Raw genomic sequence first — 18,264 nt, 5'->3', positions numbered from 1 at the left:
TTATCTTAATCAAAATTATCAAGGAGGCTTAAGAATATGCGTGAAGGAGTTATTTTACGTTGTGCAACTTGTAAAGAAGAAAATTACATAGCAAAAAACGATAAAAGAAAAGATAAAATTGAAGTTAAAAAACATTGTTTTAAATGTAATTCACATCAAGTTCACAAACAAAAAAAATAGAGAGAATAAAAAATACTTTTTATAAGGTTTTTTACTCTCTTTTTTTGTATAGTATTATTAAAAGGAGTTCAAACGTATGAAAAAAGAAATACTAAATAAAATTTTAAAAGAAAATAATGCAGATGCAATTTTATTGTATTCACCTCAAAATAGATACTGATTTTCTAGATTTCACTCATCTCTTGGATATCTTTTATATACAAGTGAAAAATCATATTTATTTGTTGATGGAAGATATATTATAGCTGCAAGAAACTCAAAATTATTAAATAATATTGATGAAATAATAGAATTTGGGAAGTTATATGAATTAATTAATAAAGAAATATCAAATAATAAAATAAAAACAATTATTTTTGAAAGTGATTGAGTTTTTGTTAAAGATTCACAAATTTTCCAAGAAAAACTAAATGCACAAATGGTAGGTTATAATTTTGATGCAATTAGAATGGTAAAAGATCAATGAGAAGTTGAACAAATTAAAAAAGCATGTGATATTACACATAAAGTATTTTTGGAAGTTTTAGATTTTGTTAAACCAGGAATGAGTGAAAAAGACTTAGCTAGATTTGTAAGTGATTCATTTTTAAAAAATGGTGCTGAAAAACTAAGTTTTGACACAATTGTGGCAAGTGGTAAAAATGGAAGTATGCCTCATGCTGTTCCAACTGATAAAAAAATTGAAACTGGGGATTTTGTAACTCTTGATATGGGATGTTACTTTAATGGGTATTGCTCTGATCAAACAAGAACTTTTGTAATGGGAAATACTGATAATACAAAGTTAAAAGAAATTTATGAAATAGTTTATAATTCACAACAATTAGGAATTGAAAGTATCAAACCAGGAATTAGTGGAAATGAAGTACACAAAATTTGTTATGACTATATTGAAAGTAAAGGCTATGGTAAATATTTTACTCACGGAACTGGACATGGTTTAGGAATTGAAATTCACGAAGAGCCTTATAACTCAGCAGCAGGTAATAAAATTTTACAAGAAGGTATGTGCGTTACTGTTGAACCAGGAATTTATATTCCTGAAATTGGGGGAGTAAGAATTGAAGATGATATCTTAGTTACTAAAAATGGATATGAATTTTTAACTACTCCATTAAGAGAACTTCAAATAGTAAAATAAGAGAGGTTGAAATTATCAAAAAATTGGAACATATAGCTTTTATTCTTGATGGAAATGGAAGATGAGCTAAGGCAAGAAAAAAACAAAGAACATATGGACATAAAATTGGTATGAAAAATATCTTGCCAACAATTTTAAGTTCAAAAAAATTGGAAATAAAATATATAACAATGTTTTGTTTTTCAACAGAAAACTGAAATAGACCAGATGGAGAAGTAAATTATTTAATGAATTTTCCAAGTGAAATTTTTTCAAAAAAACAACAAGAACAATACGTTAAAGAGGGCATTAAAATTGTTTGAATTGGACGAAGAAGTAAAGTTCCTTTAAAAACAAAAGAAATACTAGAAGAAATAGAAGAAAAAACAAAAAAATGTGATCAAATTGTAGTTCATATTGCCTTAGACTATGGTTCTTTTGAAGAAATAGAAAATGCTTTTAAAATAGTATTTAGCGATATTAATAATAAAAAAATTTTACTTGAAGATTTTACTGTTCAGACAATTTTGGATAATTTATATACAAAAAAAGCACCACCAGTAGATTTATTAATTAGAACTGGTGGAGAAAAAAGATTAAGTAATTTCATGCTTTTACAATTAGCATATGCTGAATTTTATTTTATAGATCAATATTGACCTGATTTTAAAGAAAAAGATTTAAAGTTAGCAATTGAATATTATAATAATAGAAATAGAAGATTTGGAGAAATAAAAAATGAAAACTAATGATAAGAATTTTGAAGTCCCTGATACAGTTGAAATTTCACCAGAAACTGACGATAATATTGGCAAGAATCGTTTTAAATTAGAATCAGCAAAAAGAAATTTAAAAACTAGACTTCTTTCAACAGTAGTTCTTTTAATTTTACTTTTAGGTTTCGTCTGTTCTGGAGCTATTTATACATCTTTAAAGACAGCAAATATAGGTAATCCAGAAATTGCTTCATATTTTTCAATAATTCTAACTGTTGTTTTAACAGGACTTTGTATTTATGAAATGAATAAAGTTATGGGATTTAAATTTTGATATTATCAAGTTTTAATAATTACTATTTCAATATTATTATTGTTATTTCCATCAAAGTATAATTTATATAATTTTTCATTTTATACTGAATTAAGTTTGGAAACATGATTTCAAACATGACAGTTTCCAGTTATTATTACAGTTTATTTATTAATTACAATAATTATTTCTGTTTCAGATAAAAGAATTGATACAAAAAATGCATTGATAAACTTTATAATGACTTTAATAATTATTCTTGCTTTAAAAGCATTTTCAATTACTTCATTGGCACTTGATAATAATTTAGCAAGATTTTCATTCAACACTATTGTTTGAATTTGAATGATGATTATTTTAAGTGATTCATTCCAATATCTTGGAGGTATGAGATTTGGAAAAACTAAATTATGCCCTAGTATAAGTCCTAAAAAAACTTGAGAGGGAGCTTTAATAGGTATGGGAACAGCAGCATTTACTGGAATAGTTTTTGCAATGATTTTTCAATTCGTGAAACCTTTACAGAATTTCCAACCTTTAAGAGAACCAATGCAATCACTTGGAGATAAAACAATAGCATTAGAGATAATTATCTATCTTTTATTAGCAATTGTCTTTCCAATTATTGGTTTATTTGGAGATTTATTATTCTCTTGAGTAAAAAGAGTAGTTAAAATTAAAGATTATTCAAATCTAATTCCAGGACACGGTGGAGCTTTAGATAGAATGGATTCAATTCTATTTTCATTGTTTATATTATTTATCTTTATATCTTGTTTACCTGTTTAGTATGAAAAATATAATATTATTTGGAGCATCAGGAAATATTGGAAAGCAATGTATAAAATTGCTAAGAGAAAATAAAGATAAATATAATTTAATAGCACTTAGTGTGGGGGAAAATGATTCAGAAGTAGAATCTTTTTTGCTTTCTTTTCCAAGTTTGAAAAAGATTTATTCTAAAAAAGAGCTCACTTATTTAAAAATAAAATTTCCAAAAGTTGAATTTATAAGTGATGATATCTTAAATTTATTTAATAATAAGGAAGAAATAATTATTAATGCTTTAAGTGGTTTTTATGGTTTACAAGTAACTTTAAAAACAATTGAAAAAAATTTAGTTTTATTAAATGCTAACAAAGAATCATTTGTAACAGCTGGAAACTTAATTAATCAAATGCTTAAAACAAGTAAAACTAAAATTTATCCAATTGATTCAGAGCATTGTGCTATTTTTCAATGTTTGGAAAAAGAGAATAAACCAACTACTTTATTTTTAACAGCATCAGGGGGAAGTTTTAGAAATTTGACTTTACAAGAAACTAAAAAAGTAACTTTACAAGATGCTTTACAACATCCAAATTGAAATATGGGTAAAAAAATAACAATAGATAGTTCAACAATGTTCAATAAGGCTTTTGAGATATTAGAAGCATATTATTTGTTTGGAGTTAAAAATATAAAAGTTTTACTACATCCCCAATCAATTATTCATTCAATGGTTGGATTTAATGATGGATCAATAAAAGCACAATTATCTGTTCCAGATATGAAACAAGTAATTAACTATTTTTTACATTATCCTAAAAGATTTTCATATTATAAACAAAAAGATATGCAATTTAATGATTTAATTAATTTAGAACTAAAAGAAATTGATCAAGATAGATTTAAACCTATTAAATTTGCTTTAAATTGTCTTAAATACAAAAACTCAAAGTCAATTGCTTTAAATGCTTCAAATGAAGTATGTGTAGATTATTTTTTAAAGGGAAAAATAAAGTTTTATCAAATAACAGAAATTGTGGAAATGGTTTTTAATGAATGTGAAAATATAGAATTAAAAACTTATGATGAAATATTAAAATATGATAAAGCAATAAGAAAAATTACATTGTCAAGAATTGGAGAATAATAAATGAGTGAAGTAAGTAGTGGAATGGTTGTATTAGCTTTTTTTATTGGAATTATAGTTATGTTATTATTAATAACTATTCATGAAATTGGTCACTTGGTTGTGGCCAAAATGGCAAAGGCTTATGTTTATGAATTTTCAATTGGTTTTGGACCAAGACTTTTTGTATTCAAAGGAAAAGAAACTTGAATTTCTATTAGAATATTTCCGCTAGGAGGATATTGTTCAATTGCATCAGATAAAGCAGATCCTCCAAGTGATAGAGAAGATGAAGTGGTTCCAGATGATAGAAAATTAGATTATATTGCAAGATGAAAGAAAATGTTCTTTATTTTAGCGGGACCTTTAATGAATTTATTTATTGCATTATTGTTATTTACAACTATTTTTGCAGCAATTGGAGAAAAGAAAAATGATATGACTTATTTTGGGGCAAACTATGTCCAAGAAGGAATTGCTGCAAAAGCAATTAAAGAGAAAGAAAAGAGTCAAAATATTAATGTTGAATATGTGGGGCAAGATTATGTTATTTGAGGGTGAAAAATGATTTCAGTTCAAAATGAAAAAGATGAAATTTTATTTGACAATATTTGTGATGCAAAGACTACAAAATGTGATGAGAAAATAACAATAAATAGTTTAAATGAACAAAAAGCTGTTGATTATAAAAAGACCGTTTATAATTTTATTGATAATTTAAAATTATCAAAAGATCATGAAAATATAAAAATTCAATTTGCTTACAAAAAAGTCGATAAATACAGTGGATATGCACTGGATAATTACAAAGATGGAGTTATCACTGAATTGCAAGATATTAAAGCTGGTGACTCAGTAGGAATAGCTGCTCCAAATAGAATTTATGAAACTACAGCTCAGGCTTATGGAGCTGGATGAGGAGAAACATTTAAGGCTTCAATTTCAATTTTAGAAGCTCTTGGAAATGTATTTACCGGTAAATTCTCAAATCTTGTAGGACCAGTGGGAGTTGCAAAACAAACTGCAACTCTATTGCAAAGTGCAGATCAATTCTTTATTTATGTAGCAACAATTAGTGCCAATTTATTTATATTAAACTTAATTTTCTTACCACCACTTGATGGATACAGATTATTAGAAAATTTTATTGAAATGATATTAAGAAAAGAGTTACCTTTAAAATATAAAATTTTTGTAAATACAGCTGGAGCAATTTTATTCTTACTATTATTTGTAGTAATTACTATAAAAGATTTTATAGTCTAGCAGAATATAAAAGGGGGTTAACAAAATGAACAAAGAAGTAAAAGATATGTTTGAAAAATTAAATGTTTTTTTAGAAGAATCTGAAGAAGTTTATTTTGATGGAGCTCATTTTTATAAAGAAGCTGAATTTAGTGCCAGTATTAATAAATTGAGAGTTTTTATTAAAATTAAAGATTTTTTACCAATTCATTTATTAAATAAAATTGAAACTATTTTAAATACAAACACTTTAATTCCAACAAAATTGAATTTACTAGTTGATAATAATAATTATTCAAAGGAATTAATATGAAATCATATTGAATATGTTAAAGAGCAAAAAGCAGAGGTTAAAACAGGAACAATTAAAATTCTTTCACCTTCAACTGTTGAGTATTTTAATGAGCACAGAATAGTTATTTTTAATGTCTCTAATGAAACTGAAAAAATTCTTTTAGAAGAACATAAGGATTATTATAAAAATAAACTTTTAAAATATGGTTTTAAAGATATAGATTTAGAAATTAAAGTTAAAAAAAATTCACAAACAGATGTATTAGAACCAATTAGAGAAAAATATGAAAAGGCTTCTAAAATAATTCCAAATCAGCAAAATGAAATGAGTGATTCTAAGCCAAATTATTCTTTGTCAAAAACTAAATATAGATCAAATGAAGAAATTCTAAATAAACCAACTTATGAAAAAATAGTTGATTTAGAAGAAGATGCTCAAAATGTAACAATTCAAGGTGAAGTTATCTCTAAAAATACTCGTAAATCTAAAGCAGGAAGAAATATTTACAATATTGCAATAACTGATGGTACATCATCAGTTATGTGTATTTTTTTCCAAAGAAATAATGACCCAACTTTTTTTGATGAAATAACAGAAGAGACAAAAGAAAGTCTGACAGGTTTTGAAAACCAAATTATAAGAAAAGGAGATTGAGTTTCTTTTAATGGTAATTTCAATTTCTCAACTTTTGATAAAGGATATATTTTTTATATTAATAAATACAAGAAAATTGAATCAAAAAAAACTTATAGAAAAGATGAAGCAAAAGTTAAAAGAGTTGAATTACATACTCACACAAAAATGTCTGTAATGGATGGAGTAAGTAGTGCAAAAAGTTATATTGAAGCTGCCAAAAGATTTGGTTGAAAATCTATTGCTATTACAGATCATTTAAATGTACAAGCATTTCCTGAAGCATACTATGCACTGTTAGATGTTAATAAAGGTGTAGAAGAAGAAAATAAATTAAAACTAATTTATGGTAGTGAACTTGTAATGTTACAAGATGAAGCATGAATTATTAAAAATCCTAAGAATCAAAACTTACGTGAAGCAAAATTTGTTGTTTTCGACTTAGAAACAACAGGTTTATCTCCAGAATATGATGAAATTATTGAATTTGGAGCAAATGTTTATGACTATGCTAAAGGTACTTCAAAAAAATATGATATTTTGATTAAACCAACTAAACCAATATCAAAATTTACAATAGATTTAACTCATATTACAAATGAAATGTTAGAAGACAAAAATTCAATTGAAATTGAGTTTAAAAATATAATGGAAATTATTAAAGATGGTATTCTTATTGCCCATAATGCTAACTTTGACTTTAACTTCTTACAAGCTTTTGCAAGTAAACTTGGCTATGGTGAATTAACAAATACTGTAATTGATACTTTATCACTTTCAAGACTTTTACAACCAAAATTGAAAAATCATCGATTAGGAACTGTTGCTAAAGCATATCAAATTTTATATGATGAAAAAATTGCTCACCGTGCTGACTATGATGCAGAAGTACTTACAAATATGTATGAACATATGTGAAGTGAAGCTAAAAAAATTACTCCAATTGATGTTGACTCAGATTGAAATAAATTTAATAAAAATAAATTTGAGAATGAGAATTTTAGAAGATCTAGAGGTTTTCATGTCAATGTATTGGCAAAAAATCAAGATGGATTAAAAGATTTATATAAGCTAATTTCTTATTCTCATACAGAGAATTTTTTAGGATCTCCAAAAATATTTCAATCAAAACTTTTAGAAATGAGAGAAAAAAATAATATCTTAATTGGTAGTGGATGTGTTAATGGAATTGTTTTTGAATATGCAAGAACAGGAACTTTTAAAATGCTAGAAGAGGCAATTAATCTTTTTGATTATATAGAAATTCAACCATTGAGTGTTTACAAAAAATTATTGCAAACTGATGATTTAACTATGGACTGTTTGAAAAAAGTAATTTTAAAAATAATTGAAGTTTCAAAGAAATTAAATAAAAAAATTATTGCAACAAGTGATGCTCACTATATAGATCCTGAATTAAAACAAATTAGAGATATTTATATAAATACAAAAGGATTGGGAGGAGTTTATCATCCACTTTATGATTTCAAACAAAGAGTAAAAGATAATCCTGATCAACATTTGAGAACAACAAATGAAATGTTAGAAGAGTTTAAATGATTAGAAAATAGTGAATTAATAAATGAAATAGTAATTCAAAACTCATTAGCTCTTTCAGATTTAATTGATAAAAATATAATTCCTATTAAATCTGGTTCATATCCACCTAATATAGAAAATGTGGATAAATTATTAACAGATGAATGTTATAAAAATGCCAAAGCAATTTATGGAGAAGAGTTACCCGAAATTGTTAAAACACGTTTAGAAAAAGAATTAGCTTCAATTATTAAACATGGTTTTGCAGTGGTTTATTGAATAAGTCATTTATTAGTTAAGAAATCAAATGATGATGGTTATTTAGTTGGAAGTCGTGGATCTGTTGGAAGTTCATTTGTGGCAACAACATCTTTAATCACAGAAGTAAATCCACTTAAAGCTCACTATATTTGCACTGAATGTAAATACTCAGATTTTGATACATCTGAAGAATTTAAATGTGGATATGATTTGCCAGATAAAATGTGTCCAAAATGTAATTCAAAATTAATTGGAGAAGGTCATGATATTCCTTTTGAAACTTTTTTAGGATTTGATGGAGATAAAGTTCCAGACATAGATTTAAATTTTTCAGGTGAATATCAACCAATTGCTCATAATTTTACTAAAGAAATTTTTGGTGAAAATAACGTTTTTAGAGCTGGTACTATATCAACTGTTGCTGAAAAAACAGCTTATGGATTTACAATGGGATATTTTGAAAAACAAAATGCTAATTTAGATTTAATTAGAAAAGCTGAAATTGAAAGACTTGCAAGTTTATCAACAGGAGTTAAAAGAACAACAGGACAACATCCAGGGGGAATTATTATTCTTCCAAAAGAATATGAAATTGAAGATTTTACACCAGTAAATTATCCAGCAGATGATGAAACAAGTGATTGAAGAACAACACATTTTGATTTTCACTCAATTCATGATAATTTATTGAAAATGGATATTTTAGGACACGTTGATCCAACTGCTTTAAGAATGTTATATGATTTAACTGGATTTGATCCAATTAAAGTCCCAACAAATGATAAAAAAGTTTACTCTTTATTTTCTGAGCTTTCAGCTCTAAAAATCGATTCACAATCAATTCTTGGAGAAACAACAGGTGCAATTGGACTTCCTGAATTTGGAACTCAATTTGTTAGAAATATGTTAAAAGAAACAAAACCTAAAACATTTGCAGATCTTGTTCAAATTTCAGGATTAAGTCATGGAACTGATGTTTATGTTGGAAATGCTCAATCTTTAATTAAAGATGGTGTTGCAAATATATCTTCTGTTATTGGTTGTAGAGATGATATTATGGTTTATTTAATGTCAAAAGGTTTAGACTCTTCCAATTCATTTAATATTATGGAAAGTGTTAGAAAAGGAAAAGGACTTTCAAAAGAGTGAATTGCTCTTATGAAAAACCACAATGTTCCTGAATGATATATTAACAGTTGTTTAAAAATTAAATATATGTTTCCAAAAGCTCATGCCACTGCTTATGTATTAATGGCTTACAGAGTAGCTTGATATAAAATTTACTATCCAGAAGAATATTATGCTGTTTGATTTTCAACTAGAGCAGATTTCTTTGATTTAGAAACTGCTTTAAAAGGAAAAGAAGCAATTAAAGCATCAATTGAAGATATTAAACAAAGACTAAATAATAAACTTCCAGTTACTGCAAAAGAAATCTCTTTAATCACAGTTTATGAAGTATTATTAGAGATGTTTGCAAGAGGCATAGAAATTAAAAATATTGATTTTAATATCTCAGAAGGTAATAGATTTGTTATTTTTAAAGAGGATAATAAAAAAATATTAATACCTCCATTTAACGTTATTGACTCTCTTGGAGAAGCTGTGGCAAAATCTATTGTTAATGCACGAAAAGATAGACAAATAACAAGTGTTAATGATTTAAAACAAAGAACACAAGTAACACAGACACAAATTGAGATATTTGCAAAACTTAAAATAACTGATAACTTAAAAGATGATGAGCAACTTTCATTTAATTTTTAAATGAAAATCATTATCTTTTTTTAGTTATTAACCTAAAATAATATAAAATTAATTTATAAAAGAGGTAGCTATGTCACTAGAAATTGTAAAAGATAAATATTTAGATAATATAAAAGAAATTCTTAGCGAAAGTGATTTTCTACTTTATGAATTAAATATTGTAAATGATTTTGAATCAACAGTATTACAAGTTTTGGTAGAAAATAAAGATGCTAATAAGAAAAATATGGATTTTGATTTATTAATTAAAGCTAATGAAAATCTTTCTACTTTATTAGATGACATAAAAGAACTTAAAGATCCATATATATTAGAAGTTGCCAGTGCAGGAGCAGAAAGAGTTGTAAGGACATTAGAAATTTTAAAAAGCAATGTTGGAAGTTATTTTTTCTTAAAAACTATTAATCCCATTGAAACTTTTACAGAATTTTCTGCAACATTAACAGAATTTAAAGATGACGAATTTATATTTGATTTCTTTATTAAAGGAAGACCAAAAAAAGTTAAATTAAAATGAGATGATATAGAATTTATTAGATTTGCAATTAAATTTTAATTTTTTGTATTATTTAAACGATTAATTCATTGGTGATAAATTTGAATTATAAGTTTTTAAAGCAAAAAGGAGAAAATGATTGTGGTATTGCAATAAGTTCAATGTTAATAAATTATTATCATAATAAAGATTTTGGAATTGAAGAAATTAAATTTGAAAATTCTTTAAATGATGAAATGTTAAGTTTATATGATATTGAGAATTTATTGACTAAATATAAAATTGAATTTGTATCTTATACATGCAACTTTAATGAACTATTAGAAATAGATATTACAAATCCGATAGTTTTAAATGTTTTAAATGATAATGATTTGGATCATTTTATAATTGTCTATAAAAAACGAAAAAATGAGTTCTTAATAGCTGATCCAAATTTAAATGATTTAAAATGAGTAAGTTGTGATGAAATAAAAAAAATATATCAAGGATATTTATCAACTACAAAAGTATTTGATAAAGTAAATTTTAAAAATAAGAGTCTACTTAATTGATTTACTTTTTTAAAAAAATTTAAACTAGAAATATCATTATTATTTATTGTTTCAATATTGCTTAATGTCTTAATTTTAATTAGTAATAATTTTATAAAAATTTATATGGATAATATAAATTTAAAAAACAATAAAACAATGCAATTAATTTTTTTAACTTTTGCTTTAATTTTTGTAGTTCAAACAATAACTTCTTATTTTATTAATAAAATAATATTTACAATAAAAAATAAAGTTACAAAAGATATATTTTGCTTTTATAAAACCAAACTTGTAGATCTTAATATTGAAAAATTTAACTCTTTTTCAAAAGAAGAATGAATAAAAAAATTATCTTATATAAATTCTATGTCTGATTTTATAAGTCAATGTACAATATCTTTACCATTGGGCTTAACTCTTTTTCTTATGTCTTCATTATTTTTACTTTTAATATCTCCTTTTATTTTAACTTTAGTTTTAGTTCAGAATTTAATTTCTGTTTGCTTATCAATTGTATGTTTTTATTTTATGAAGGAGTTAAAATTAAGAAAAGAGCGAAAAATAATTGAATTTTTTCTTGGTTATAGACAGTTATTAGATGGATTTGAAGAAATAAAATATAAAAATATTGAGCTAGAAATTAAAACTGAAAACTATAAAAATTACTTATCTACTATTAAAGAAACTAAAAATATCTTTAATTTAGATAGTAAGACTCAAGTATTATTTTCTTTAACAAATAAGCTATTTTTTTATTTAATATTTTATATATCAATTATTTATATAAATCAAGAAAAATACTCTTTACCTGATTTACTTTTCTATACAGCAGTTAGCTCATATATAAATATTTTTTTTAGTAATATTGAAAGTTTTATTTTAAATATACAAGAAACATTAATTGCTGATAAATCATTAAATTTTATTTTCAATTCTAAGGATAATAATATTGAATACAAAAAAATAAATAAAATAGAGAATATAACTGCAAAAAATTTATATAAATATAAAAGTGATTCTTGTTTATTAAAAGATTTTAATTTTGAGTTTGATAAAAATACATTTATACATGGGAAAAGTGGTAGTGGTAAAACTACTTTGTTAAAACTTTTATCTGGACATTATGAAAAATATGAAGGGGAATTAATTGTTAATCACAATATAAATTTTAATAACTTAGATAAAAACTCATTTTTGAGTAAAACGATATATTTAGGTCAATATGATTATTTGTTTAATGGAACTGTATGGCAAAATATTCAACAGTTTAAAAATAAAGTAGATTTTCAAATTTTACAAGACTTTCACTTAATCGAAATTTTGGAAAGAAACAATATAGATTTAACAAAAAGAATTTATGACAATGGTTATAACTTGAGCAAAGGTCAAAGACAAATTATTAATTTTATAGCCTTATTTTTTACAAATAAAGACTTGTATCTTATTGATGAACCTTTAAGTAATGTTGATAAACATACTGCTTATTTTCTATTTAAAACTTTTATGGAATATAAAAAAAGTAGCTTAATTATAATGTGTGACCATGATTTAGCTTATTCTAATTTCTTTGAAAAAAGAGTGGAGGTAATCTAGTGAAAAAAGAGTTGAAAATGCTTTATTTTCTTTTAATATTTCTCTTATTATTTTTATTGTCATTAGCTTTGCTTAAAAAGCAACAAACTTTTTATGGATCAGTTTATATACAAGAATATATTGATGAACAAGGAATTATAAAAAAGGATTTGTATTTATTAAGTTCTAAAAATTTGAATATAAGCTTAATTGATTATATAATTTTAGAAACAAATCAAGGAAATATGTTTGTTAATGCTTCAAAACTAGAATATAGTAATTCTTTAATAAAGATTAATATAAACAATATTGGAAGTATTAAATATCCTTCAAATAATGTTTTGATATATGGAGAAAAAGTGTCTCTATTATCTTATTTATTATCAAATATTTTTTAAAACTTAAATAGGAGATTAAAAAAATGGGTGACTTATTAGAATTTAATTATGAAACAAAAGAATCTTTAAAAGAATATGAAAGCTTATTTAGAAATCTTTTAATTTCTACTAAAAAAATATTGGGTATAAAGAAAAATTTAAGTTTGTCTGTAAACTATATTGATAAAGATAAATCAAAAGAAATAAATAAACAATATAGACAAAAAGAGTATGTTGGAGATGTAATATCTTTTCCAATTAATGATGAGTTTGGAATTTACGATCAATTAGATTTCAAAGAGATTGGTGATATTTTTATCACTTTTAGTGAAGCACAAAATAAAGCAAAAAATTACAATCATACAATTGTAGAAGAAATGGCTTGATTGTTTGTACATGGTTTGCTTCATATATTGGGTTTTGACCACGAAACTAATGAACAAGATGCAAAGGAAATGTTTAAATTAACAGATGATATTTTGAAAAGTGAAAATATTAAATATATTATGTCTTTTTAGTGGGATTTTTTTATTTTTTTAGTATTATTTATATAATTAACAATTTGAAGTAAAATTAAAATAAGAATAAAGGTAGTGGAAAAATGAAATTTTTAATAATGTTTTGAGCATTTTTAAATCCATTTTCTTATACAACTTCAACATATGAAGTTATAAAAGAAAATTCAGTAAATAATTTAATTTTAAATACAACTAAACAAAAAAATATAAAAGAGTCAATAACTTATAAAAGTTTAATAGAACCTAATAAGCAAGTTATGTATTATGGTCGTCTTTTAAAATACTATTATGCAAATAGCATAAAAGTAAATGAAGATGATATTAATTCAATAAGAGAAAATATAATGGTAACAGGAAATAAATCAGACATGTATAAAGAATTGACTATTCAAAATATCTTAGCATCAACAATTATGCCAAGTATTTATGGTGCTACAAGTGATGCAGAATTTTTTGCAGAAAGTTTTAGTAAGTGATTAAATACAGATGATGATCTAAAAAATAAAAGTTGAGAAATTACAAATAATTTTTATATAAATATATTGCCTGAAATTATCTCAGTTGGTGGAAGATATAATGATAATTATAAAGAAAATAAAACTATTTCTGATAAAACAGTAGAATTAATTAATTCTGATTTAAATTCAGCTTCAAAAGTAAAATATAATGCAACTTTAAAACAAAAAGAATCTAATTCTTTAAATTTACAATATAATAATGAGTCAGTTATTTGATCTAATAATAATTCACAAAATGCTTTATCAAAGATTAGTTCGCAAATTATTAAAGAATCTCGTGAGGTAGTTCTTTTTAAAGATATAACAACTATTAATGGTATAACTTCTAAATGAATGTATGACTCATATACACCAGCTAGCCAAGAATCAATTGATTCATTTAATAATTTTAATAAAAAATATTTTAATTCATTTGAAGAACTTGATACTAAATTGCAAAATTCTTCTAAGGATATAAATAATCATAGTGCTGTTTGATTTTCATATATTTATGAAAATATGGAGAAAAACTATTTATCACAAACTCCAAATGTAAGAATTGATAATGAAAAATGAACAAAAGACCATACAAATCAATTAAAAGAGCTTACTTTAAAAATGTATAATGCACTTTTTAATTTAATTAAGAGAGAAGAATGAGTTGATAAAATGTTATCTGCTTTGATAATAAGTCCTGATTTTCCATTGATAAGTGATGATGGAACTAGTAGTCAAGGTACTATGGGTTATACTGCTACACAATATAGTCTAGATCCTTCAACCAAAGAAATTGTAAGTACTGAATATGCCTATATTGTAATTACAGGTCCTAGTTTAACTTATAAGAAATTTAATGATCAATATAAAGCAGGATTTTGAAGTAGTCCAAATAAATATAGCGTCTTAATACACGAGATGGGTCATGTTGTTGATGGTTTTGGAAGTAAGTTAAATTTAAAAAGATCAACTAATTATTCAAAATTATTAAATTACAAAAATCTTTACAAAGGCGATTTCTTTGGAGAATACACTTACTCAATATGAAATAACAAATCACTATGAATTGCAGTTGGTTCAATAGCAGCAACAGCAATAACTGTAACAGCTTTTTATTTAATTATTATTAAAGTTAGATCAAGAAAAGTAAAAAAATAATTCAAATGCCCTTAAAAGGCATTTTTTATATATTGCAAATTAAAAGTTAATTAAAGTATAATAAAAGAGCAGAATAAAGGTGTAAATATATGGCAAAAAAGAATGATATTAAAAAGAAAACCAAAGTTGGTACAAGAGTAAAAAATAAATTTGTTAATGCAGCAAGAGGGATTTATACTGCGTTTAAGGAGGAATCAACTTTAATTGTATATTTAATAGTTGTTATTCTTGCAATAGGACTAGGTATTTGAATCAAACTTTCTACTATTGAATGGTCAATAGTGATTCTTACAATTGGAGTGTTGACAGGATTTGAATTTGTAAATACCTCAATTGAAAATTTTGTAGATTTGCTAAGTTTTGAATATAATATTCAAGCAAAAAAGATAAAAGATATTTGTGCTGCAGCAAGTATTATTAATGCTTTACTCTCTGTTGTTATTGGCTTTTTAATTTATTTACCAAAACTAATAGAAACAATTAGTAATTTATTCAATTAGTGAGGAATGAAAATATGAGTTTAAATAAAGATAAAGTTTATAGTGATTTAAAAGAACTTAGAAAAAATGCTTATGCACCTTATTCAAATTTCAGAGTTTCTTGTATAATTTATTTAAAAAATGGTAATGAAATAAAGGGTGTTAATGTAGAAAACGCAGCTTATAATCCTACTATATGTGCTGAAAGGTCAGCTTTAACTCAAATGATAGCACAAGGTTATAATAAAAATGATGTAGAAATTGTAGCTCTATATACAGATTCAGAAGAATTAGGTTCTCCATGTGGAACTTGTCGACAAACACTTTTTGAATTACTTTTAGAAAATCAAGAAATTTGAGTTTATAATAAAAACAAATTTGTTAATTCATTTAAAGTGATAGATTTTTTACCATATGCTTTTACAAGTAAAAACATAAAATAAAAGGGAGATATGATATGTTTTATAGAAGTGATCAATTTTGAAATGAAAAAGGAGCAGACTTTGTTTATTCATATTTAAAATTAGTAAATATTAGTTCATCAAAAGATGAAATTTATGAACTAATTGTTGAAAAAGAATATTTAGATAAAGAAGTAGCAAAAGATTTTGAACCTGAAGTTATTAATTATATAAAAGCTTGAGATACTGTAAGAGAAATAATTTTAAAAATAAAAGAATTTGAGAAAAAGTATCAAAAAAGAGTTGATACACTAATTTTAGATGAGTTTACAATTTTATACGAAAGTGTTCATCCAGAAAGAACATATATTGATATGTTTAAAGGAGAAACAAAAGAAAGTAAATCTTTTTTATCTAAATTAGAAAGAATTATTGTAAAAATGACTAAAGTAGAAACTTTTGACTCTCTTGTTGAATATTTATTAGCAGCAGCATATGATTTAACTGCAAATGATTTTTTAGGAAAAATAACATTTAGATATTTAATCTGACTTGTAGAAACAGTAATGATTTCTAGAGGATATGGGGTAGCTATTTTTGAAGATCAACATGAAATAAAAAGATTATTTTATTTACATGAAAACATAATTCAATTTGTAAAAGAAAATAATAGTAAAAATTTTAGTTTATGTAAAGAATTTAGAGAACTTGTTTCAATTTTTAAGGATAAAATTGAATTTTTCTCAAATCACGAAAAGAAAAAATATATTTTTGAATAAAAAAAGGGGTTATATTTTAAATGAGTAGATATTGAAATAATAATAATTTTTGAATTAATGTTGGATCACACAATATCTTTAATTGTTTAAAGTTTATTGGTGATGAACATTCTTTTGAAGAAATCTTGAATGCAACTAAATTAAAAATAGTTAATAAAACAGAAGATAAAACAGACATAAAAAATAGAAATCTTACTATGTTAATAGATGCTTGATTAGAAGTTAAAAGAATTATTTTAGAAAAAAAGTCTGAAATGAAAAAAAATAAATCAAGTTATCCTCATTGCAAAGTTTTTGATTATAAAGAACTTTATCTAATCTTAAATAAGGATGCTAGAGTTTATGATTTATTTTTAATTGAAAATAAAAGAGAAGATAATGATGTTTATATGGCATTATCAGGTATATTGAAGAAAGTTCAAACATTAAAAAATTATCAAGAAATAATATTAGAATTTTCAATTTTTTTACATGAAAATTATGTTAAGGGAACATTTGGATCAAATACTAAGTTATTTTGTTGATTTTTATTACAAATGGTTTTAATTTTTAAAGGTTTTGGACCAATTATTACCTTGCCAGAAAATTATATTGAAATGGCAGAAATAATCTCAATTTCAAACTCATTAAATGAAGAAATTTTACACTTAAAGCAAAGAGAATGAATTGAAGGAGAAAACTTTAAAAAATTAACTAATCTTTGAATTTTGAAATCTGAAGAATACTTAAAACATATTAAAAAAAATTATGCTTAAGATAACTAGGTTTTTACCTAGTTTTTTTATATAATTTTATATATTATAAAGGAGAAATAAAATGATAAGATGAGATACAATCGTAACAGATGTATTAGCTGCAATTGGTCTAGCTATTATAATTTTAGCTCCTTTAATTTTTTGTGATATTCAAAGAAAGATTTTAAAACAAAGACTTCACACTAGAGTTGATGGAGAAAAGCTATTTGAAAAGCTGAAATATGACTTAAAATTATCACAAATGTCAGGTATTTCTAAAACAAGATTGTATAAAGATATTGACTATGCAAAAACTATTTTTAGAGGTGCAATGGACTATAATTCAAGAGAAGTTGTATGATATTTTAATGAACTATTTGCAAAAAGACATATTAATTCAACAATTAGAAAAAAATCTTGATTGCAAACTGGAATCTGAGTTTTAACAATTTTGGTCATTGGTGGGGGATCTTATTTAGATATATTAGATTGACTTTTTAATATGACAAAAATGAAATCAGATAGTGGTATAGTTTCTATTTGAGTATTATTCTTTTTTGCCAATGCACTTACAAGTTTAGTAAAATATACTGAATTTACCAAAGTAAAAACTGTAATAAATGATCAAGTTAGACAAATTAATTTAACTAAAAAAGAAAAGGTTTGAAAAGATTATAAAATAGTTTATTGAATATCTTGAGGAGCTCCTGTTGTGGGATTTTCATTAATTGTAATTAATATATTTTTTAAATAATAA

17 protein-coding genes are annotated in these 18,264 nt (G+C 24.1%); all 17 read left to right on the top strand.

Going from position 1 to position 18,264, the window contains the following annotated elements; genetic code table 4:
- Positions 1 to 36 precede the first annotated feature (36 nt).
- The 17 genes from rpmG (at position 37) to SFLOR_RS04005 (ending at position 18,261) form a co-directional block, all read left to right on the top strand.
- Positions 37 to 180: a 50S ribosomal protein L33 gene (rpmG, locus tag SFLOR_RS04085; RefSeq protein WP_100916809.1), complete on the top strand. Its 144-nt coding sequence runs from the start codon at positions 37 to 39 to the stop codon at positions 178 to 180.
- 76 nt (positions 181 to 256) lie between these two features.
- Positions 257 to 1,321, top strand: a complete 1,065-nt coding sequence (locus SFLOR_RS04080) for an aminopeptidase P family protein (protein ID WP_100916808.1) — start codon at positions 257 to 259, stop codon at positions 1,319 to 1,321.
- Between the two features lie 23 nt (positions 1,322 to 1,344).
- Positions 1,345 to 2,049, top strand: a complete 705-nt coding sequence (gene uppS, locus SFLOR_RS04075; protein ID WP_245858708.1) for a polyprenyl diphosphate synthase — start codon at positions 1,345 to 1,347, stop codon at positions 2,047 to 2,049.
- Positions 2,039 to 3,118, top strand: coding sequence for a phosphatidate cytidylyltransferase (locus SFLOR_RS04070; RefSeq protein ID WP_100916807.1), 1,080 nt, complete (start codon positions 2,039 to 2,041; stop codon positions 3,116 to 3,118). The genes uppS and SFLOR_RS04070 overlap by 11 nt, the downstream gene beginning before the upstream one ends.
- Before the next feature lies 1 nt (position 3,119).
- Complete coding sequence (gene dxr, locus SFLOR_RS04065; RefSeq protein ID WP_100916806.1) at positions 3,120 to 4,244, top strand: 1-deoxy-D-xylulose-5-phosphate reductoisomerase; 1,125 nt, start codon at positions 3,120 to 3,122, stop codon at positions 4,242 to 4,244.
- 3 nt (positions 4,245 to 4,247) lie between these two features.
- The gene (gene rseP / locus SFLOR_RS04060; RefSeq protein WP_100916805.1) at positions 4,248 to 5,489 is read left to right on the top strand and encodes an RIP metalloprotease RseP; all 1,242 of its coding nucleotides are present in this window, start codon (positions 4,248 to 4,250) and stop codon (positions 5,487 to 5,489) included.
- 25 nt (positions 5,490 to 5,514) lie between these two features.
- On the top strand, positions 5,515 to 9,963 hold the full coding sequence (locus SFLOR_RS04055) for a PolC-type DNA polymerase III (protein WP_100916804.1): 4,449 nt from the start codon (positions 5,515 to 5,517) through the stop codon (positions 9,961 to 9,963).
- Between the two features lie 70 nt (positions 9,964 to 10,033).
- Positions 10,034 to 10,519 (top strand): LSm family protein, encoded by a 486-nt coding sequence (locus SFLOR_RS04050; protein ID WP_100916803.1) that lies wholly within the window; start codon positions 10,034 to 10,036, stop codon positions 10,517 to 10,519.
- Between the two features lie 41 nt (positions 10,520 to 10,560).
- Positions 10,561 to 12,588 (top strand): ATP-binding cassette domain-containing protein, encoded by a 2,028-nt coding sequence (locus tag SFLOR_RS04045; protein WP_157806956.1) that lies wholly within the window; start codon positions 10,561 to 10,563, stop codon positions 12,586 to 12,588.
- Entirely contained in the window at positions 12,588 to 12,965 is a 378-nt protein-coding gene (locus SFLOR_RS04040; protein ID WP_100916801.1) for a hypothetical protein, read from the top strand. Before SFLOR_RS04045 ends, SFLOR_RS04040 begins: the two co-directional genes overlap by 1 nt.
- Positions 12,966 to 12,988: 23 nt before the next feature.
- Positions 12,989 to 13,462, top strand: a complete 474-nt coding sequence (ybeY, locus tag SFLOR_RS04035; protein WP_100916800.1) for an rRNA maturation RNase YbeY — start codon at positions 12,989 to 12,991, stop codon at positions 13,460 to 13,462.
- Between the two features lie 83 nt (positions 13,463 to 13,545).
- The gene (locus SFLOR_RS04030) at positions 13,546 to 15,114 is read left to right on the top strand and encodes a hypothetical protein (RefSeq protein ID WP_100916799.1); all 1,569 of its coding nucleotides are present in this window, start codon (positions 13,546 to 13,548) and stop codon (positions 15,112 to 15,114) included.
- Positions 15,115 to 15,203: 89 nt separating this feature from the next.
- A complete protein-coding gene (locus SFLOR_RS04025; RefSeq protein ID WP_100916798.1) occupies positions 15,204 to 15,614 on the top strand; it encodes a diacylglycerol kinase family protein in 411 nt (136 codons plus the stop codon).
- 14 nt (positions 15,615 to 15,628) lie between these two features.
- Positions 15,629 to 16,036 carry a cytidine deaminase gene (gene cdd, locus SFLOR_RS04020; RefSeq protein WP_100916797.1) on the top strand — a complete coding sequence of 136 codons (408 nt, stop codon included), beginning with the start codon at positions 15,629 to 15,631 and terminating at the stop codon, positions 16,034 to 16,036.
- 14 nt (positions 16,037 to 16,050) lie between these two features.
- Positions 16,051 to 16,773, top strand: coding sequence for a hypothetical protein (locus SFLOR_RS04015; RefSeq protein WP_100916796.1), 723 nt, complete (start codon positions 16,051 to 16,053; stop codon positions 16,771 to 16,773).
- A gap of 20 nt (positions 16,774 to 16,793) precedes the next feature.
- Entirely contained in the window at positions 16,794 to 17,528 is a 735-nt protein-coding gene (locus SFLOR_RS04010; protein ID WP_100916795.1) for a hypothetical protein, read from the top strand.
- 61 nt (positions 17,529 to 17,589) lie between these two features.
- Entirely contained in the window at positions 17,590 to 18,261 is a 672-nt protein-coding gene (locus tag SFLOR_RS04005; RefSeq protein ID WP_100916794.1) for a hypothetical protein, read from the top strand.
- Positions 18,262 to 18,264 lie beyond the last annotated feature (3 nt).

The organism is Spiroplasma floricola 23-6 (assembly GCF_002813555.1).
Classification (GTDB): Bacteria; Bacillota_I; Bacilli_A; order Mycoplasmatales; family Mycoplasmataceae; genus Spiroplasma_A; species Spiroplasma_A floricola.
This window is presented reverse-complemented; position numbering and strand designations above follow the sequence as displayed.